The 19,325-nt window shown below is 67.4% G+C and carries 14 protein-coding genes and 1 riboswitch; of the genes, 6 read left to right on the top strand and 8 right to left on the bottom strand.

Going from position 1 to position 19,325, the window contains the following annotated elements:
- Window positions 1–65: 65 nt before the first annotated feature.
- From trhA to ACW5IY_RS16580, 3 genes are all read right to left on the bottom strand, one after another.
- The gene (trhA, locus tag ACW5IY_RS16590; RefSeq protein WP_005410682.1) at window positions 66–704 is read right to left on the bottom strand and encodes a PAQR family membrane homeostasis protein TrhA; all 639 of its coding nucleotides are present in this window, start codon (window positions 702–704) and stop codon (window positions 66–68) included.
- A 212-nt stretch (window positions 705–916) separates the two neighbouring features.
- Window positions 917–2,521, bottom strand: coding sequence for a peptide chain release factor 3 (locus ACW5IY_RS16585; RefSeq protein ID WP_049435235.1), 1,605 nt, complete (start codon window positions 2,519–2,521; stop codon window positions 917–919).
- A 66-nt stretch (window positions 2,522–2,587) separates the two neighbouring features.
- Window positions 2,588–3,472, bottom strand: a complete 885-nt coding sequence (locus ACW5IY_RS16580; protein WP_049435236.1) for a M23 family metallopeptidase — start codon at window positions 3,470–3,472, stop codon at window positions 2,588–2,590.
- A 148-nt stretch (window positions 3,473–3,620) separates the two neighbouring features.
- A riboswitch (SAM riboswitch) is annotated at window positions 3,621–3,739 on the top strand.
- A gap of 77 nt (window positions 3,740–3,816) precedes the next feature.
- Here ACW5IY_RS16580 and metX point away from each other — a divergent pair.
- Genes metX through ACW5IY_RS16565 form a run of 3 tightly spaced genes read left to right on the top strand, consistent with a single transcriptional unit; the run spans window position 3,817 to window position 7,144 of the window.
- Complete coding sequence (gene metX, locus ACW5IY_RS16575; protein ID WP_049435237.1) at window positions 3,817–4,848, top strand: homoserine O-succinyltransferase MetX; 1,032 nt, start codon at window positions 3,817–3,819, stop codon at window positions 4,846–4,848.
- Entirely contained in the window at window positions 4,845–6,080 is a 1,236-nt protein-coding gene (locus tag ACW5IY_RS16570) for an O-succinylhomoserine (thiol)-lyase (RefSeq protein WP_049435238.1), read from the top strand. The genes metX and ACW5IY_RS16570 overlap by 4 nt, the downstream gene beginning before the upstream one ends.
- A complete protein-coding gene (locus tag ACW5IY_RS16565; protein ID WP_049435239.1) occupies window positions 6,077–7,144 on the top strand; it encodes a homoserine dehydrogenase family protein in 1,068 nt (355 codons plus the stop codon). Before ACW5IY_RS16570 ends, ACW5IY_RS16565 begins: the two co-directional genes overlap by 4 nt.
- Window positions 7,145–7,253: 109 nt before the next feature.
- Here the strand turns inward: ACW5IY_RS16565 and ACW5IY_RS16560 are convergent, their stop codons facing one another.
- Complete coding sequence (locus ACW5IY_RS16560) at window positions 7,254–8,249, bottom strand: alpha/beta fold hydrolase (RefSeq protein ID WP_049435240.1); 996 nt, start codon at window positions 8,247–8,249, stop codon at window positions 7,254–7,256.
- 121 nt (window positions 8,250–8,370) lie between these two features.
- Window positions 8,371–9,753: an L-serine ammonia-lyase gene (locus ACW5IY_RS16555; RefSeq protein ID WP_010482751.1), complete on the bottom strand. Its 1,383-nt coding sequence runs from the start codon at window positions 9,751–9,753 to the stop codon at window positions 8,371–8,373.
- A gap of 100 nt (window positions 9,754–9,853) precedes the next feature.
- Between ACW5IY_RS16555 and ACW5IY_RS16550 the strand changes: the two genes are divergently transcribed.
- Window positions 9,854–10,087, top strand: a complete 234-nt coding sequence (locus ACW5IY_RS16550) for a glutaredoxin family protein (protein WP_010482753.1) — start codon at window positions 9,854–9,856, stop codon at window positions 10,085–10,087.
- Between the two features lie 102 nt (window positions 10,088–10,189).
- Here ACW5IY_RS16550 and ACW5IY_RS16545 read toward each other — a convergent pair whose 3' ends face one another.
- The 3 genes from ACW5IY_RS16545 to ACW5IY_RS16535 are packed head-to-tail and all read right to left on the bottom strand — an operon-like array spanning window position 10,190 to window position 11,981.
- Window positions 10,190–10,762, bottom strand: a complete 573-nt coding sequence (locus ACW5IY_RS16545; RefSeq protein WP_010482754.1) for a YceI family protein — start codon at window positions 10,760–10,762, stop codon at window positions 10,190–10,192.
- A 3-nt stretch (window positions 10,763–10,765) separates the two neighbouring features.
- Window positions 10,766–11,338, bottom strand: coding sequence for a cytochrome b (locus tag ACW5IY_RS16540; protein ID WP_010482755.1), 573 nt, complete (start codon window positions 11,336–11,338; stop codon window positions 10,766–10,768).
- 10 nt (window positions 11,339–11,348) lie between these two features.
- On the bottom strand, window positions 11,349–11,981 hold the full coding sequence (locus ACW5IY_RS16535) for a YceI family protein (protein ID WP_049435241.1): 633 nt from the start codon (window positions 11,979–11,981) through the stop codon (window positions 11,349–11,351).
- A 166-nt stretch (window positions 11,982–12,147) separates the two neighbouring features.
- Here ACW5IY_RS16535 and ACW5IY_RS16530 point away from each other — a divergent pair, with 166 nt between their 5' ends.
- Together ACW5IY_RS16530 and ACW5IY_RS16525 are read left to right on the top strand one after the other, a co-directional pair.
- A complete protein-coding gene (locus ACW5IY_RS16530) occupies window positions 12,148–15,693 on the top strand; it encodes a hybrid sensor histidine kinase/response regulator (RefSeq protein ID WP_049435242.1) in 3,546 nt (1,181 codons plus the stop codon).
- Between the two features lie 96 nt (window positions 15,694–15,789).
- On the top strand, window positions 15,790–19,317 hold the full coding sequence (locus ACW5IY_RS16525) for a hybrid sensor histidine kinase/response regulator (RefSeq protein ID WP_049435243.1): 3,528 nt from the start codon (window positions 15,790–15,792) through the stop codon (window positions 19,315–19,317).
- Window positions 19,318–19,325 lie beyond the last annotated feature (8 nt).

The raw sequence follows: 19,325 nt of genomic DNA, 5'->3' as shown, positions 1-19,325 counted from the left end.
GGTTGCCCCTTCATCGTGGACGGGGCGCGAAGCGTCCATGTGCGCGGTGTGCACAACCCGCGCCGTTACAGCACCTGCATGGTGACCGCGACGAAGTGGCAGACGCTGCCGCCGATCACGAACAGGTGCCAGATCGCGTGCGAATAGGGGATCGATTCGCGGTGATAGAAATAGGTGCCCAGCGTGTATGACAGGCCGCCGGCGAACAGCCAGGTGAGGGTGCCGCCGTCGATCGAGGCCCACATCGGCTTGATCGCCACGACCACCAGCCAGCCCATGGCGATGTAGATCACCGTTGAAAGCACCTTGAAGCGGCCGGTGTAGAACAGCTTGAACACCACACCACCCAGCGCCAGTGCCCAGATCGCGGTGAACAGGCCCCAGCCCCACGGGCCGCGCAGGCCGATCAGGGTGAACGGGGTATAGGTACCCGCGATCAGTACATAGATCGCGCAGTGGTCGAACACCTTCAACCGGCCCTTGGCGACCGGATGCTGGATGGCGTGATACAGCGTGGAGGCGGTGTACAGCAGCAACAGCGCGATACCGAACACGATCGCGCTGGCCAGCTGCCAGCCGTCGCCGTAGATCGCGGCCAGGGTAATCAACACCGCGCTGGCTGCCAGGGCGAATACCGCGCCCAGGCCATGGGTCAGGGCGCTGGCGATTTCTTCACGGATCGAAGCAATGGACGTCGTCGACATGGGCATGGGCATCGTTCACGGGGAGGGGGACCCGCGTCCCCCTATCATCGCCGCGATGGCCGCCGTGTGCACGCCCGTCACCGTATGGTGGGTGAATCCCTGCGTTGCGCTGACGAGCCCGTGCTCGGTAGATCCACGCCATGCGTGGATGAACGCCCGGCACTGCAGGAGTCAGAGCCCTTTCCTGCGGAAAGGGATCCGCCCCCGTGGCATCAGCCCACCGAAACCGTATGCGCCGCTTCGCGGGTGGCCGAGAAGCGCACATCCGGCGAACGTTCCTGCGCCAGCTGCAGGTTGACCCGGGTCGGTGCCAGATAGACCAGATGGCCGGCCGCATCCAGTGCCAGGTTCAGTGCGTTCTTCTCGCGGAACTCTTCCAGCTTCTTGTCGTTGCTGCAGTGGACCCAACGCGCAGTGGTCACGCTGACCGGCTCGAAGGTGGCTTCCACGCCGTACTCGTCCTTCAGACGGTACGCGGCCACGTCGAACTGCAGCACACCGACCGCACCCAGGATCAGGTCGTTGCTGGTCAGCGGGCGGAAGAACTGGGTCGCACCTTCCTCGGACAGCTGGGCCAGGCCCTTCTGCAGCTGCTTGAGCTTGAGCGGATCACGCAGGCGTGCGCGACGGAACAGCTCCGGGGCGAAGTTCGGAATACCGGTGAAGGTGACCGCTTCGCCTTCGGTGAAGGTATCGCCGATGGAAATGGTGCCGTGGTTGTGGATGCCTATCACATCGCCCGGCCACGCTTCGGCGGCGATTTCACGGTCGCTGGCCATGAAGGTCAGGGCGTTGGCCAGCTTCATTTCCTTGCCGGTGCGCACGTGGAAGGTCTTCATGCCGGCGCTGAAACGGCCCGAGCAGACGCGCATGAACGCCACGCGGTCACGGTGCTGCGGGTCCATGTTGGCCTGGATCTTGAACACGAAGCCGGTGAGCTTGTTCTCTTCCGGGGCGATCTCGCGGCCGGTGGTGGAACGCGCCTGCGGCGAGGGGGCATGCTCGACGAAGAAGTCCAGCAGCGGCTGCACACCGAAGTTGTTCACGCCCGAGCCGAAGAACACCGGGGTCTGCTTGCCAGCGCGGTAGGCCTCCAGGTCGAACGGATGGCTGGCGCCCTGCACCAGTTCCAGTTCGTCGCGCAGGTCGGCCAGCATCTGTGCACCGATCTTCTCGGCCAGGCCGGGGGCATCGATGGACGGGAAGATGGTCGAGTCCTGGCGGGTGAAGTTGCGGCCTGGTTCGTACAGGTGCACTTCGCCAGTGAGCAGGTGCACCACGCCCTTCAGGCGCTGGCCCATGCCGATCGGCCAGGTCACCGGCGCGCACTGGATGCCCAGCACGGTTTCAACTTCATCCAGCAGCTCGATCGGGTCCTTGCCCTCGCGGTCGAGCTTGTTGATGAAGGTCATGATCGGGGTGTCGCGCAGGCGGCAGACTTCCATCAGCTTGATGGTGCGCTCTTCCACGCCCTTGGCCACGTCGATCACCATCAGCGCCGAGTCCACCGCGGTCAGCACGCGGTAGGTGTCCTCGCCGAAGTCGGCGTGGCCGGGGGTGTCGAGCAGGTTGACGATCTTGCCTTCATACGGGAACTGCATCACCGAGGAGGTGACGGAGATGCCGCGCTCCTTTTCCAGCGCCATCCAGTCGGAGGTGGCGTGGCGGGCAGCCTTGCGGCCCTTGACCGAACCGGCCATCTGGATCGCGCCTCCGAACAGCAGCAGCTTTTCGGTCAGCGTGGTCTTGCCGGCGTCAGGGTGGGAAATGATGGCGAAGGTGCGGCGACGCGACGCTTCGTTGGCGACTTCGGACATGGCAGTGGCGCCCGCCCGGGGCGCTTTTCAAAGAGATAAGCGCCCGATTATACCGGCCGGGGCCGGTCAGCGCCCGATGCCGCCGTCGGCCTCGCCGTGGCGGGCGAACTGCAGCTGGCCCTGCTCGGCGAAGATGCGTGCCGGCACCGAGCGCAGGCCCATGCCGCGGTTGACCTGCACCACGAAGTGCAGGTGCGGCGCGCTGCTGTAGCCGCTGTTGCCGGACAGGCCGATCGGCTGCCCGGCCCCCACCGCCTGGCCGCGACGCACGCGCATGCCGCCGGCCTGCAGGTGGCCGTACAGGGCCATGCTGCCGTCGCTGTGCAGCACGCGGATGAAGTTGGCGCGGCCACCATCGCGTTCGCGGTCCTGGCCGTTGCCACGGAAGCCATCCTGGATCTGCATCACCGTGCCCTCGCGTGCGGCCAGCACCAACGTGCCTTCAGGCAGAGCGAAGTCGACCGCATCGCGGTTTTCCTCGTCGTCGTGGCTGAACCGGCCCTGCGGCGCCTGGTCCACGCGTGGACGGGCCGCATCGAACGGCAGGCGATAGGCCACATCCTCGGCCTGTGCGGCCGGATTGCCCGGTACCGACTGCAGGCGCAGGTCCAGCGTGCGGCCGTCGAGCGGGGCAGGCAGGTGGCCGACCACCAGGCTGCTGTCGCCCTGGATCAGCGATTGGACCGGCAGCCCTTCGACCGGGTGTCCGGGTGCAGCGCGCAACTCGATCTGCAGCGGTCCGGCCAGGGTGTTGTCGATGCGGGCCTGCCATTGCGTGCCGACCGGTTGCAGGCGCAGCTGGGCCATCGGTGCGGCAGCCTCGGCATCGCCTGCGCGGGCGGCAGAAGCGGGAGGAGGCACCAGTCCCCAGCCCTGGCGCCAGTCGCCCGCGCTGGCCGTCGCACTCGCCAGCAGGGGCAGCAGCAGGCAGGTCAGGGGCAGGCGGGGCATCGGCGGTTCCAGCGGCAGGGACCGCCGGGACTGTACCGGATCCTGAACGGGACAACCGCTACGCCCCTCGCATACCCGGGACGAAAATATTCATCGCTTTATCCGCATGAAGGGATTGACAGTGCCCGAAAGGGCTGGCATCGTGGCCTCACCATCGAGACCGGCAGAGGGACAGGCCCTTTGAAGCCGGGGCAGCCCGCAGGCGCGCAAGCGTCCGCGTAGGTGCCAAATCCTGCGGGGACCGTGGCGTCCACCGAAAGATGGTTCGAACCATGCACCACACGTGCATCTCGAACGCGGGCCCCGCGAAGGCTCGATGGCCGATTCCCCAACCGGATCCCGCCATGAGCTTCGCCGCCAGTACCGCCGTTCGCCCCGAACCCTTTGTCCCCGTCAGCGTGCCGGTCGAAGACCGTGTGCATGCCGAGCGCGGTGAGTTCGCCGCGGTGCTGTCGATGCGTCATGCCGGCCCCAGCCCGGTGCGCCTGCGCTACGAGTGGGTCGGCCCGGCCAACGCGCCGGTGGTGGTACTGGCCGGCGGCATCTCCGCGCATCGCCATGTGGCCTCCAACGCACAGTTCAGCGAGAAGGGCTGGGCCGAAGAGCTGGTCGGCAGTGGTCGCACGCTGGATCCGCAGCAACTGCGCGTGCTGGCGTTCGACTTCATCGGCGCCGACGGTGCGCTGGACGTGCCGATCGATACCGCCGACCAGGCCGATGCGCTGGCCCTGCTGCTGGACCATCTCGGTATCCGCACGCTGAAGGCCTTCATCGGCTATTCGTATGGCGCGCTGGTCGGCCAGCAGTTCGCGATCCGTCATCGTGCCCGCGTGCGCCAGCTGGTGCTGGCCAGCGGTGCGCATCGTCCGCACCCGTATGCCGCCGCCTGGCGCGCGTTGCAGCGCCGCGCCGTGGCGCTGGGCCAGCTGCAGTGCGGCGAAGATCATGGCCTGGCGCTGGCCCGGCAGTTCGCCATGCTCAGCTACCGCACCCCGGAAGAGTTCGGCGAGCGCTTCGACGCCGCGCCGGAAGTCATCAATGGCCGCGTGCGCGTAGCTGCCGAAGACTATCTCGACGCTGCCGGCGCGCAGTACGTCGCGCGCACGCCGGTGACCGCCTACCTGCGCCTGTCCGAATCGATCGACCTGCACCGCGTGGACCCTGCCGCGATCCTGCCGCCTTCCGTGGTGGTCGCGGTGGAGGGTGACCGCCTGGTGCCGCTGGCCGACCTGGTCGGCCTGGTCGAAGGGCTGGGCCCGCGCGGCAGCCTGCGCGTGCTGCGCTCGCCCTATGGCCACGACGCCTTCCTCAAAGAAACCGATCGCATCGACGCGATCCTCGCCACCGCCTTCCGCACTTCTGGAGAGTCCGCATGAGCCTGCACGCCAACGAGCCGTCCTGTAGTCGCACCACCGCCGCCGTCCGTGCCGGCATCGATCGCGATACCGCCCATGGCGCTGTCACCCCGCCGATCGTGCTGTCGTCGAACTTCAGCTTTGAAGGCTTCGGCAACAAGCGCCAGTACGACTACACGCGCAGTGGCAACCCCACCCGCGACCTGCTGGGTGAGGCGTTGGCCGAACTGGAAGGCGGCGTTGGTGGTGTGGTCACCGCCACCGGCATGGGCGCGATCAATCTGGTGCTGAACGCACTGCTGCAGCCCGGCGATACCCTGGTGGTGCCGCATGATGCGTACGGCGGCAGCTGGCGCCTGTTCAACGCGCTGGCAAAGAAGGGCCACTTCGAACTGGTCACCGCCGACCTCACCGATCCGCGCGCGCTGGCGCAGGCGCTGGCCACCCAGCCGAAGCTGGTGCTGGTGGAAACCCCGTCCAACCCGCTGCTGCGCATCACCGACCTGCGCTTCGTCATCGAAGCCGCGCACAAGGCCGGTGCGCTGGTGGTGGTCGACAACACCTTCCTGTCGCCGGCGCTGCAGCAACCGCTGGCCTTCGGCGCCGATCTGGTGCTGCATTCCACCACCAAGTACATCAATGGCCACAGCGACGTGGTCGGTGGTGCGGTAGTCGCGCGCGATCCGGCACTGCACGAGCAGCTGGTGTGGTGGGGCAACGCGCTGGGCCTGACCGGTTCGCCGTTCGATGCCTTCCTGACCCTGCGCGGCCTGCGCACGCTGGATGCGCGCCTGCGCGTGCATCAGGAGAACACCACGTCGATCGTTGCATTGCTGGACCAGCATCCGGCGGTCGGTACGGTCTACTACCCGGGCCTGGCCGATCACCCCGGGCATGCCATCGCCGCACGCCAGCAAAGTGGCTTTGGCGCAATGTTGTCGTTCGAACTGGCCGACTGCGAAGGCGATGATCCGCATGCCGCAGTGCGTGCCTTCGTCGATGGCCTGCGCTGTTTCACCCTGGCCGAATCGCTGGGCGGCGTCGAAAGCCTGATCGCGCATCCGGCCACCATGACCCATGCGGCGATGACCGCCGAAGCACGTGCCGCCGCGGGCATCAGCGAAGGGCTGTTGCGCCTGTCGGTCGGCATCGAGGCCGAGCGTGACCTGCTGGCCGATCTCGGTGCCGCGCTGCAGCGCGCCGAAGCCGTGATCGATGCAGCCGCGCGCCGCAAACAGGTGGTGGATGCATGAGCGCGCTCGCTGCTGACATTCCTGCGCTGGGCGTGGGACGCCTGGCGCTGCTCGGCACTGGCACGGTCGGCTCGGCCTTCGTGCAGCGTTATCAGGTATTGCGGGCGCGTGGGCTGGAACTGCCCAGCGTGCAGTGGCTGGCCAATTCACGCACTGCGCTGGAGATCGATCGTGACCTGGTGTTGCCGCTGGAGCTGGCACGGCGTGCACCGCGCGATGGCCAGAGTTCGCCGCCGTGGGCCAGCGCCGAAGGACTGGAACGTGGCGACGTGGTGGTCGATGCCACCGCCAGCGAAGACGTGGCCGCGCGCCACGTGCAGTGGCTGGCGCGCGGCGTGCACGTGGTGACCGCCAACAAGCTGGGCCGTGGTGCGCAGCTCGCACGCGCGCAGGCGATTGCCGAAAGCTGCGCAGACAGTGGTGCGCGCTATGGCGACAGCGCCACCGTCGGTGCCGGCCTGCCGCTGTTGAGCAGCCTGCGCGCGCTGGTGGCCGGTGGCGATCACATCCATGCCATCGAGGGTGTGCTGTCCGGTTCGCTGGCGTGGCTGTTCCATCGTTACGACGGCCAGTCGCCGTTCTCGGCGGCGGTGCGCGAAGCGTTGGCGGCCGGCTACACCGAGCCCGATCCGCGCCTGGACCTGTCCGGCGAAGACGTGCGGCGCAAGCTGCTGATCCTGGCCCGCAGCAGCGGGCTGGCGCTGGATGCTTCGCAGGTGCAGGTGGATTCACTGGTGCCTGAAACGCTGGCAGCGTTGCCGCTGGAGGGTGCACTGGGGGCACTGGAGCAGCTGGATGCGCCGTTGCAGGCGCGTTGGCGGCAGGCGCGCGACAACGGCCACGTGCTGCGTTTCGTTGGCCGTGTCGATGGCGCGGGTGCGCAGGTGGGCCTGCGCGAGTTGCCGGCCGATCACCCGTTGGCGCAGGGCGCGGGCACCGACAACCGCGTAGCCATCCACAGTGACCGTTATCAGCGCCAGCCGTTGTTGATCCAGGGCCCGGGCGCTGGCGCGGAAGTCACCGCTGCCGCGCTGCTGGATGATGTGTTGCGGATCGTGGGTTGATCGCACCGCTTCTGTAGAGCCGAGCCCACGCTCGGCTGCTCCTGACAGAATCCCCATCCTGCCGGATGAGCCGAGCGTGGGCTCGGCTCTACAGGGGCACGCCTGCCGGTCAGCGAGACTTCAACGCCTTCAACAATGCGCTGTTGAACTGCTTCGGGTCCTGCACCTGCGGCGAATGCCCCAGTTCGGCGAACTCGACCAGGTTCGAGCCGGAAATCGCTGAGGCCGCGGCCTTGCCGAGCACCGGGTAATTGCCCAGCGTCGCCTTTACTGCAGGCGGTGCCAGGTCACGGCCGATCGCGGTGCGGTCCTTCTGGCCGATGAACAACGTGGTCGGCACCTGCAGGTTTTTCAGTTCGTAAACCACCGGCTGGTTGAACACCATGTCCGAGGCCAATGCCTGGCTCCATGCAACGGCCTGCTTGCCCGGGCCTTCGTACATGCCCGACTGCATCCGCGCCCACGGTTCGTAGGCCGGCTTCCATTTGCCGTCGTAGTACACCTCCAGCTGATAGCGGCGGATGCTGTCATAGCTGATGTTCATTTCGCCGGCGTACCACGCGTCCACGCTGCGCCACGGCACGCCCAACGCCTTCCAGTCTTCCAGTCCGATCGGGTTGACCAGCGACAGGCTGCGCAGGTCCTGCGGGAACATCAGTGCGTAGCGCACCGCCAGCATGCCCCCCATCGAATGACCGACCATGTGCACTGGCACATCGCCCAGTTGCAGCTGTTGCAGCAGGGCATGGGTGTTGGCGGCCAGCTGCGAGAACGAATACTGGTAACGTTCGGGCTTGCTGGATTTGCAGAAGCCGACCTGGTCCGGGGCGATCACCCGGTAGCCGGCGGCAACCAGTGGCTTGATCGATTCCTTCCAGGTGGCCGCGCAGAAGTTCTTGCCGTGCAGCAGCACCACCACACCGATGGGCGCCTTCTTCGGCGCGATGTCCAGGTAGGCCATTTCCAGCGGCTGCCGCTGCGATTCCAGTGCGAAGGTCTTCACCGGATAGCCGTAGTCGAAGCCTTCCAGGCGTGGCCCATAGGTCGGCGCAGCCAGGGCGGACAGCGGCAGGCAGGCAAGCAGGGCGGCAGCGATCACGCGCATGGGGCAGTCCGGGGCAAGAGAGCCCCGAGCCTAACCGGAACGCGGTGACGGTGTCGTCCGGGATAGAGCCGAGCCCCTGCTCGGCTAGCCCATCAGCCGAGCAGGGGCTCGGCGCTACAACTCAGCACTCGATGACGTTCACCGCCAGCCCACCGCGGCTGGTTTCCTTGTACTTGTCCTGCATGTCACGGCCGGTATCGCGCATTGTCTTGATGACCTTGTCCAGCGACACCTTGTGCTTGCCGTCGCCGCGCATCGCCATGCGCGAGGCATTGATTGCCTTCACCGCACCCATCGCGTTGCGCTCGATGCACGGAATCTGCACCAGGCCGCCGATCGGGTCGCAGGTCAGGCCGAGGTTGTGCTCCATGCCGATTTCCGCGGCATTCTCGATCTGGCTCGGGTTGCCACCCAGCGCCGCGACCAGGCCACCGGCCGCCATCGAGCAGGCCACGCCAACTTCGCCCTGGCAACCCACTTCGGCGCCGGAAATCGAGGCGTTTTCCTTGTAGAGGATGCCGATCGCTGCCGAGGTCAACAGGAAATCGAATACGCGCTGCTCGTTGGCGCCGGGGCAGAAGCGGTCGAAGTAATGCAGCACCGCCGGCAGCACGCCGGCCGCACCGTTGGTCGGCGCGGTCACCACACGGCCACCGGCGGCGTTCTCTTCGTTCACCGCCAGCGCGTACAGGTTGACCCAGTCCAGCGTGGTCAGCGGGTCGCGCATTGCCGCTTCCGGCTTCGACGACAGCTCGCGGTACAGCGCCGGTGCACGACGGCCCACCTTCAGGCCACCCGGCAGCACGCCTTCCTCGCGGATGCCGCGCGCCACGCACGACTGCATCGCACTCCAGATCTCGCGCAGCTGCGCGCGGATCTCGTCTTCGCTGCGCCAGCACTTCTCGTTCTCGAACATCAGCTGGGCAATGCTCAGGCCGCTGCGCGCGGTCTGCGCCAGCAGCTCGTCGCCGCTCTTGAACGGGTAGGGCAGCGGGGTTTCGTCGGGCACGATGCGGTCATCGGCCGCGTCGTCCTGGTTGACCACGAAGCCACCACCGACGGAGTAGTAATCGCGGGTGGCGATCACTTCGTCCTCGGCGTTGTACGCGGTGAAGCGCATGCCGTTGGTGTGGTACGGCAGCTTCTGGCGCTTGTTCATGCCCAGGTCGCGCTTTTCGTCGAAGGCGATCTCGTGCTGGCCCATCAGCTGGATGCGCTTGCTGCTGCGGATGCGCTCCAGCGTGGCCGGGATGATGTCCGGGTCGATCAGGTTGGGCCGCTGACCTTCCAGGCCGAGCAGGATCGCCTTGTCGGTGCCATGGCCGCGGCCGGTCAGCGCCAGCGAGCCGTAGACATCGGCACGGATGCGCGCGACCTCGTGCAGGCGGCCCGGATCGAGCAGCCAGCGATGGATGAATCGCTCGGCGGCCTTCATCGGCCCGACGGTGTGCGAGGAGCTCGGGCCAATGCCGATCTTGAAAACGTCGAACGTGCTGACAGCCATGGTTGCCGTACTGCGGGTACCGGAAGAGACCGCTATTCTAGCGGTTCATGCCGCACTTCCATGGCTGCGGCGCAGCATTTCGGCAGAGGGAGCAAAACCGGTGTTGACCCTGTTCCAGCGTGACGACTGCCACCTGTGCGACATGGCCCTGGCCGAGCTGGCCAAGGCCAGGGCGCCGGAGTTCGAATCGGTGTTCCTGGATGACCAGCCGGCGCTGGAATCGCGCTATGGCGCGCGGGTGCCGGTGCTGCGCGACGAGCGCGGTGACCGTGAGCTGGACTGGCCGTTCGACGCGGCCACGGTTCAGGCCTGGCTGGCTGAAAGCTCACTGTAGAGCCGAGCCATGCTCGGCTGACGCGCGCAGCGCGACCTGGACGGCAGCCGAGCATGGCTCGGCTCTACAGGATGCGGCCGGAGCCGTGCCCCGGCCCATTGCTCATTTCGCGTCGAACTTCACGATCGTGCTGATCGCGGTTTCGTCCGGGATGGTCTTGGTGTCGGCCCAGTCACCGCTGCCGACGCCGAAGTCCAGGCGCTTGACGGTGGCCTTGCCGGTCAGCACCGGCTGGGTGCCCGGCTTCCAGGTGAAGGTCAGCGTGACCGGCTTGCTGACCCCGCGCAGTTCCAGGGTGCCATCGGCGGCGAACTGGTCATTGCCGACGGCACGGAAGCCCTTGGCGGTGTAACGCGCGGTGGCGAACTTGCCGACGTTGAAGAAGTCGGCGGTCTGCAGGGTCGAATCGCGGTCGCTGTTGCCGCTCTTGGCGCCGGCCAGCGGGATCACCACGTCCAGCGAACCGGCGGCCGGGTTGGCCGGGTCGAAGCTGAGCTTGGTGGCAAAGCCCGGGAAGCTGCCGGTGAACACTTCGCCGTCGTACTTGGTCGCGAACACCAGGATCGAGCCGGCGCCGGGGGCCTGCGCGTAGTCGGCAGCGAGTGCCGGAGCGGTGGCCAGCATGCCTGCCAGGGCGGCGGCCACGGCGGCCGGAGTGGTCAGTTTCAGGTTCATCGGTCAGTCCTTCTGAGGGGAGGTGAGCCAGCCACGCGGCAACATGCGGGACAAGGTTGCATCGCGCTGGAACAGGTGGTGGTAGAAGGCAGCGCCGGCATGGGCCAGCACCACCGCGATCAACAGCCAGAAGCCGTATTCGTGGATGGCATGGGACACCGCAACGACCTGCGGGTCTGGGCCGCTCAGTTTGGGCACGTCAACCAGGCCGAACCAGCGGAACGGGCGCAGGCCGCTGGCCGAGTCGTACAGCCAGCCCGACAGCGGGATGGCAAACATCAGCACATACAGCAGCACATGGGTGGCACTGGCGATGCGTTCCTGCCAGCTGGGCACGCCCGGCACCGGCTTGGGGGCACCGGCATACAGGCGCCAGCCGAGGCGGAACAGCACCAGCGCCAGCACGGTGATGCCGATCGACTTGTGCGCGGTATAGACCCAGAAATACTTGGGGGTCTTGGGCAGTTCGCCCATGGTCAGGCCGACCACGCCCAGGGCGAGGATCAGCAATGCGATCAACCAATGCAGGATCTGGCTGACACTCCCCCAGGCGGCGGGGGTGTTCTTGGCGGTCATGAAGGGTCCTCTAGGGGGCCGTCTTGGGGTCGGAGTGTGGAACGGGAGCGGGAGTTCCCGGGGCGTCGCTGCGGTCGAGGGTGGCTTCAGCCTCGATTCTCAGCTGTACTGCATCACCGATGACGCCCGGCCAGGCGGTGATGCCGAACGCGCGCCGGCTCAGCGTGGTGCTGGCGGAAAAACCGGCGGTGCGTCGGAACGGGGGCAGGGGATAGCGCTTGATGGCGTTGAGGGTCACGTCCAGCGTGATCTCCTGGCTGACCCCGCGCAGGGTCAGGGTGCCGATCACGTGGGCCCGCCTGGCATCGATCGGTTCGATCCGGCTGGAGACGAAATGTGCCTTCGGGAAACGCTCGCCATCCAGAAGGCTGCGGGCCAGCGTGGCCTGGTTCCACTTGGCATCACCCAGGTCCAGTCGCGACACGGGGACCTCGACATCCAGTGTGGCCTCGCGCCAGTTGTCGGGATCGAACTGAAGGCGGCCCTCACTGCCGGAGACCGTGCCCATCGCCTGCGAGTAACCCGCGTGGTCAATGGTGAACAGCACACGCGTATGCACCGGATCGAGGCGATAGGTATCTGCATCCGCCCAGGCGGGGGCGGTGGCGAGCAGCATCGGCAGCAGGGCCAGGCAGGGACGCATCGATGGCGGGCTCCGGAAAGGGGGACGTTGCGATCATACGCACAGCCCCCTGCCAACGTTGCGTGCATGGCTGCAACAGTTCGTGGTGGGTCCACCGGTGGAAACAGGCTGTTGCAGCCATGAAGCCGGCCCTGTGTGACAATCGGGACAGGACAGGGGGTTCAGGATGACGAGCGGTTGGCGCCGGTGGTGCCGAGGCATCGCGGGAATGGGGCTGCTGCTGATGGCGTTCGCCACGGCGGCCACGGCCCTGGACATGGCGGAAACACCGCGCCTGCGCCGTTTCGGTGCCGCCGAAGGCATGCCCTCGCGCATGGTGCTGGCGTTGGCCGAAGACCGCCAGGGCCATATCTGGGCTGCCACCGATGGTGGCCTGGTGCGCTATGACGGCGGCAGCCTGCGGGTCTGGGAACATGATCCGGAGCAGCCGGGATCGCTGCCGGGCAACGAGATCGAGACCCTGCTGGTCGATCCCCTGGACCGCGTCTGGGTCGGCATCAATGGCAAGGGCGTGGCCCGGCTGGATGCTGACCGCGAGCACTTCAAGACCTTCGATGCGGTCAACGGCCCCTGCATGAGCCAGTTCTGGACGTTGGCCTACGCCGAGGATGCACTGTGGATCGGCACCAGTGGGCATGGCGTCTGCCGTTTCGGTGAAGACGGCAGCCTGCGCTTCTTCGAGCATGATCCGGCCCGTCCTGGCGGGTTGCCCAGCAATACCATCTACAGCAGCCTGGTCGATGCGCAGGGGCGCCTGTGGATCGGCACCGAGGCGGGCATTGCGCGCTGGAACGGGACTGGATTCGAGGCTGTCGCGCCGCGCGAACTGGGGGCGCTGAGTGTGTTGCGCCTGAGCCGCGACCCCGATGGCTCGATCTGGGCCGGCAGCCAGAACGACGGCCTCTACCGTATCGACGCGCAGGACCGGGTCAGCCGTCCGCGCTGGACCGACAGTGCACGCCTGCGTTCGGCACTGGTGCTGGCCGATCGCCAAGGCGGTTACTGGGCGGGCACCTCCGATGGCCTGTTGCGCGGAGATGCCAGCATGCTGCGGCGGCTGGACGGCGACCGTGGCAGTGGTTTCCTCACTGCCCAGAGTGGTGTGCTTGATCTGATGCAGGACCATGAGGGCGGATTGTGGGTGGCGCTGCTGACCCAGGGCCTGGCCTACCTGCCGCCGGACTGGCGCCGGTTTTCGATCTGGAACCAGCTTGACGGCAAGCCGCTGGACAGCCAGTACCTGTTGAGTGCAGCCAGTGATGGCCGGAATTACTACGTCGGCTCAGCGCATGGCGTGTACCAGCTGGACGCGCAGGGAGTGCTGAAGTTGTTGGCCAGCGATCGCGAGATCGGCAGCGGGGCGGTGTGGTCGGTGCTGCCGCGGCCGGACGGGCGCCTGTGGCTGGGGCGTGCCGGCCGCATCAGCGTGTACGACCCGGCCACCCGCGCGCTGCACGATTGGCATATCGATGGAGGGGCCGACCTGCGCCAGCGCATCGATCTGATGCGGCAGGCCCCCGATGGCACGGTCTGGCTGTCGGTAATGAACCTGGGCCTGCAGCAGCGCAGCGCCGATGGCCGCGTGCTGCGTAGTTTCCCGCTGGAGGATCTCCGCAAGACGGCCGATTCACCGGTTGAGCAGATCCGCTTTGATGCCCAGGGCAAGGCCTGGGTGATGGGCGACATGGGGATCTGGCGTGAACAGGCCGGGCGTTTCGAAGCGGTGCCGGGCGTTTCGCGTGGGCTGATCTACGATCTGGTGTGGGTGGATCCGCAGCAGCTGTGGCTGGCCCGCCAGGGCGCGCTCGAGCGCTACCAGTGGGATGGCATGAGCCTGCGCCTGATCCAGCGCATCGATGGCAGTGCTGGCGTGCCGTCGGTGAGCATGGGAGGACTGGCGTTGGCCGAAGATGGCCGCCTGTGGGCGACCACGCCACGTGGCCTGCTGCGGTGGGACCCGAAGGCGCGCCGCCTGCAGCAGTTCAACGAACGCGATGGCCTGCCCGACGCCGAGTTCACCAGCCGGCCGCCGGCGGTGAATGCCGATGGTCGTGTGCTCGCGGTGGCCCAGACCGGCCTGGTGGTGTTCGATGTGAATGCTGCCGATGCCGTGTTGCCGCCGTCGTCGCTGGTGATCGCCGAGGTCCGCGTGCGGCGCGATGATGCCCGTGGCTGGCAACCGCTGCCGACCACCGGCACGCTGTTGCTGGGGCCGGACGATCGTGATCTGCAGATCGATGCGCGACTGCTTTCCTATGCCAATCCGGAGGGCAATCGTTACCGCTTCCGGGTGCAGGGCTACGACCAGAACTGGGTGGAGCAGGGCGGTGACGGCCAGCGCACGCTGTCGCGGCTGCCGACCGGCAGCTACGTCATTGAAGTCCAGGCGGCCACGGCCAGTGGCGCGTGGACGCCTTCGCAGCAGTTGCAGGTGAAGGTGCTGCCACCCTGGTGGCGCAGCGGCATGGCGATCTTCGGCTACCTGCTGATCGGCTCGCTGCTGCTGCTTATCCTGGTGTGGTCGATCCGTGCGCGCCTGCGCCGCCGCCAGCAATGGCAGTTGACCGTGCACAAGCAGCAGCTGGCAGAGCAGGCCTCACAGGCCAAGAGCCGGTTCCTGGCCACGCTGGGCCATGAGGTGCGCACGCCGATGACCGGTGTGCTCGGCATGAGCGAACTGCTGCTGGCCACCCCGCTGGATGCGGTGCAGCGCAGCTATGCAGGCTCGATCCAGCAGGCTGGCAGCCACCTGCTGCGGCTGGTCAATGACGCGCTGGATCTGGCCCGCATCGAGGCCGGCCGACTGGAGCTGGACCTGCGCCCGTTCGATCTGGCCGGCCTGCTTGACCAGGTGCAGGCGTTGATGCAGCCGATGGCGAAGCAGCGCAACCTGGAGTTCCAGCGTGGAAGCGATCCGCCGGGGCCGGTCAGCGTCAGCGGCGACGAGATGCGCGTGCGGCAGATCCTGCTGAATCTTCTGGGCAATGCAATCAAGTTCACCGAGCGTGGGCACGTCGGCCTGGCCGTGCGACTGGAGGAGAACGGCGGCGGCCTCTGCTTCGAAGTGCATGACACCGGCCCGGGCATCAACGCCGAGCAGCAGGACCGCCTGTTCCATCGCTTTGAACAGGCGGACGGCCCGCGCACTGCGTCGCGCTATGGCGGCAGCGGGCTGGGCCTGGCGATCTGCCAGGAGCTGGCTGTGGCCATGAACGGACGCATCGAAGTAGACAGCCAGCTGGGCAAGGGCGCGCGTTTCCGGGTGTGGCTGCCGCTGCCCTGGATCCGGCAGGCCGCCAATGCGCCGGGCGAATCGCCGGTGCTGCCGATGCTGCCGCCACTGCGCATCCTGCTGGTGGAGGACGACGCGACCGTGGCGGAGGTCATCGCCGGCCTGCTGCGTGGCCGTGGGCACGACGTGGTGCACGTGCTGCATGGCCTGGGCGCGCTTTCGGAGATCGCCACCGATGGCTTTGACGTGGGCCTGCTCGATCTTGATCTGCCGGCGCTGGACGGCACCGCCATCGCCCGCCAGCTGCGCACCATGGGCTATGAACTACCCCTGGTGGCGGTCACCGCACGTTCCGATGCCTACGCTGAGACCCAGGTCCTGGCGGCCGGGTTCGATGGCTTCCTGCGCAAGCCGGTGACCGGTGACATGCTGGTGACTGCCATTGCCCAGGCGCGCGCAAAACGACAGACCGCCCTTTGAATGCGCCAGCGCCGGGCGTGAACGGCGCGACTTTCGGTTTACCATGCCGACGCCCGTAGTGCGGGAATCATCAGAAGCAGCGTGAGGAGGCAATCGGTGGTGTATCTGCGGGCGGCGATGCTGCTGCTGGTCCTCCTGTGCTGCCTGTCGCCCGCTGCGGCGCAGCCGGTGCCACCGAGCCCGCGCCAGGTGACGGTGTTCGACGGCTTGCCGTCCAATACCGTGAACCGCATGGCCGAGGATCGTTACGGTTACCTCTGGATCGCCACCAACGACGGCCTGGCCCGCTACGACGGGCGCAACTACCGGATCTGGCGTTCGGAAGACGGCCTGCGCGACAACCGCATCTGGACGGTGCTGGTCGATGCCCGCAACCAGCTCTGGATCGGCACCGAGAACGCCGGTCTTGTACGGATGTCGGCCGATCGCCGCCAGCTGCATTTCTACGACCGCAGCAGCCAGCCGTTGATGGGCACCAACACGGTCTGGAGCCTGGCCACCACGCCGGATGGTTCGGTCTGGTTCGGCACCCACGAAGGTGGTCTGTACCGCCTGGACAACCAGGACCGGCTGCAGCGCTTCCTGCCCGAAGCGAACAACCCACGTAGCCTGCCGGCCGCATCGGTGCCGTACCTGGCAACCCTGGCCGATGGCAGCCTGTGGATCGGCACCAAGCATGGCGTCGCGCGCTGGACCGGCACGGACTTTGAACGGGTCGGTGCCGGCATCGTTCCCAGCCAGCTGATCAATGGCCTGACGGCCGAGCCCGATGGCAGCCTCTGGATCAGCACGATGGCCGGTGCCGTCGTGCGTCGCCCCGACGGTCGTTTTGAGGCGCCGTCCTGGAAGCTGCCCGAAGGCGAACAGGTGTTGGGCATGATGCTGCGCGACGAGCAGGGCGGGCACTGGCTGGACACCCGCACCGGCCTTGGCCGGGCGGTCGATGGCCAGTACCAGGCCGTGCCTCTGTACAGCGCCGTGGCGCGTGGTCCGGTGCGCCCGAACTGGACCGGCGCCTACGAGGATCGCGAGGGGGGTATCTGGTTGGCCAGCACCAACGCCGGCCTCTGGCACCTGCTGCCGCGTTGGTGGCAGTTCTCGGTGCTGTCGCGGCTGGAGGACGACCCCCGCTCGCTGCGCAACGCTTTCGTGCTGGGTACCAGCCCGTCCAGCAACGGCGGCATCTGGACGGTCGGCAGCCACGGCGCGCTGGACCGCTTCGATCCGAAGACCGGCAGCATCGAACAGCACCGCACCTGGGTCAACGGCATGCACTGGCTGACCTCGGTGCGCGAGGATCGCCGCGGCCAGGTCTGGATCGGTTCCAACGACGCGCTGCTGCGCTATGACCCGAAGCGGCGTGATCTGCGCCGCTGGGGCCGGGATGCCGGCGCCGACGCGACCATGGAAGGGGTCATCGAATCGATGATGACCTGTGATGGTGACAGCCTCTGGCTGATGCTGTCGGCGGGTCTTCAGCAGCGCGATCTGGATGGGCGCCTGCGGCGCCAGCTGGACAATGGCCAGCGCGGATTGCAGCAGGGCCAGCTCAATCTCGACGTGGAATGCGGGCCGCAGGACCATATCTGGTTGGCCAGCAGCCGTGGCCTGCTGCAGTGGCTGCCGGAAAGCGAGCGTTTCCAGCCGGTGCCGGGTGCACCGGCGACCGCGATCCATGCACTGCACGTGGGAAGCGATGGCCAGGTCTGGCTGTCCGAGGATGGTCGCCTGTCGCGCTACCGCTGGAGCCAGGGCCGGCTGGAGCGGCAGGCCGTGATCGGTGCCGAGCAGGGCTACCCGGCGATCTCCGCCTCGGGACTGGTGGTCGATGCCCAGGGGGTAGCGTGGGCAACCAGTGCGCGTGGCCTGGTGCGCATCGGTGCCGATGGCCAGAGCGTGCGCCTGTATGGCGTGCACGATGGCCTGCCGAGCCAGGAATTCCGTGAGCACACGCTGGTGATGTCGGGAGACGGCCATCTGGTGGCGGGTACGCCGGCCGGTGTGGTGGTGTTCGACCCGGAGCAGGTGCGGCCCTCGATGCGGCGTGCGCCGCTGGTGATCGAGCGGGTGGAGGTGCGCCGCAACGAGCAGGTGCTGGACCTCACCCACGACACGCCGTTGCAGATCGCCGATGGCGACCGCGATCTGCGCATCGTCGCGCGCCTGCTGTCGTTCGCCGATTCGGCGTCCAATACCTATCGTTACCGGTTGGCTGGCTACGACCCGGACTGGGTGGAAGTGGGACCAGCCGGTGAGCGCCTGTTCTCGCGGCTGGCGCCGGGCAGCTATCGGCTGGAAGTGCAGGCGCGGTCGGCCGACCATGTCTGGTCACGGGTGCAGAGCCTGGAGTTCCGCGTGCAGCCACCGTGGTGGCGCAGCTTGTCCGGCCTGCTGGTGCTGGCCTCGTTCGCGCTGCTGCTGACCAGCTGGTTCGCCTGGCTGTACCGTCGTCGCCTGCAGCGTCGCCACGCCTATCAGCTGGCGCTGCACAAGCAGGAGCTGGCCGAACAGGCGTCGGCGGCCAAGACCCGCTTCCTGGCCAACCTTGGCCATGAGATCCGCACGCCGATGACCGGTGTGCTGGGCATGAGCGAGCTGCTGCTGTCCTCGCCTCTGGATCCGCAGCAGCGCGGCTATACGCAATCGATCCGCCATGCCGGCGAGCACCTGCTGCACCTGGTCAACGATGCGCTGGACCTTGCGCGGATCGAATCGGGTCGTCTGGAATTGCAGCACAAGCCGTTCGCACTGAGCAGCCTGCTGCAGGACCTGACCGCGCTGATGGGGCCGTTGGCGGCGCAGAAGGGCCTGCGTTTCACCCTCGACAACCAGCTGCCCCCCGGCCTGCAGGCCACCGGCGATGCAATGCGGGTCCGGCAGATTCTGCTGAATCTGCTCTCGAATGCGGTCAAGTTCACCAGCCGCGGCACCATCACCCTGCACGCGCGCGGCGACGCCGAGCTGCGATCGCTGCATTTCGAAGTGCGCGACACCGGCCCCGGCATCAGCCAGGAACAACAGCAACGCCTGTTCCGCCGCTTCGAGCAGGCCGATGGTGCACGTACCGCGGCGCAGTACGGTGGCAGTGGCCTGGGCCTGGCGATCTGCCGCGAACTGGCGCACGCGATGCAGGGGCGGATCCAGGTGGAGAGCCAACTCGGTCGCGGCACCTGCTTCGGCGTGACGTTGCCGTTGCCGATGGTGGTCGATGCCAATGCCGAAGCAGATGGCGAAACGCACCGCGAGGACGCGGCCAACATGCCGCCATTGCGGGTACTGCTGGTGGAGGACGATGCGACCGTGGCCGACGTGGTGCGCGGGTTGCTGAGTGCGCGCGGGCACGAGGTCGTGCATGCAGGGCATGCGCTGGCGGCGCTGCGCGAGATCAGCGCCGGTGATTTCGACGTCGGCCTGCTGGATCTTGACCTGCCGGGCCTGAGTGGCTTCGAGCTGGCCCAGCACCTGCGCAACCAGGGCTATATGCTGCCGCTGCTTGCCGTGACCGCGCGGACCGATCCGGACCTGCAGCAGCAGGTGGAAGCGGCCGGCATCGGCGGTTTCCTGCGCAAGCCGGTGACCGGTGAGCTGCTGGTGGAAGCGATCGCCCGGGTGATGGGCAGGTAGGGGTTCGG

The organism is Stenotrophomonas sp. C-A (genome assembly GCF_054030835.1).
The sequence above is the reverse complement of the archived record's forward strand: the minus strand, read 5'-3'. Positions and strand labels throughout refer to the sequence as shown.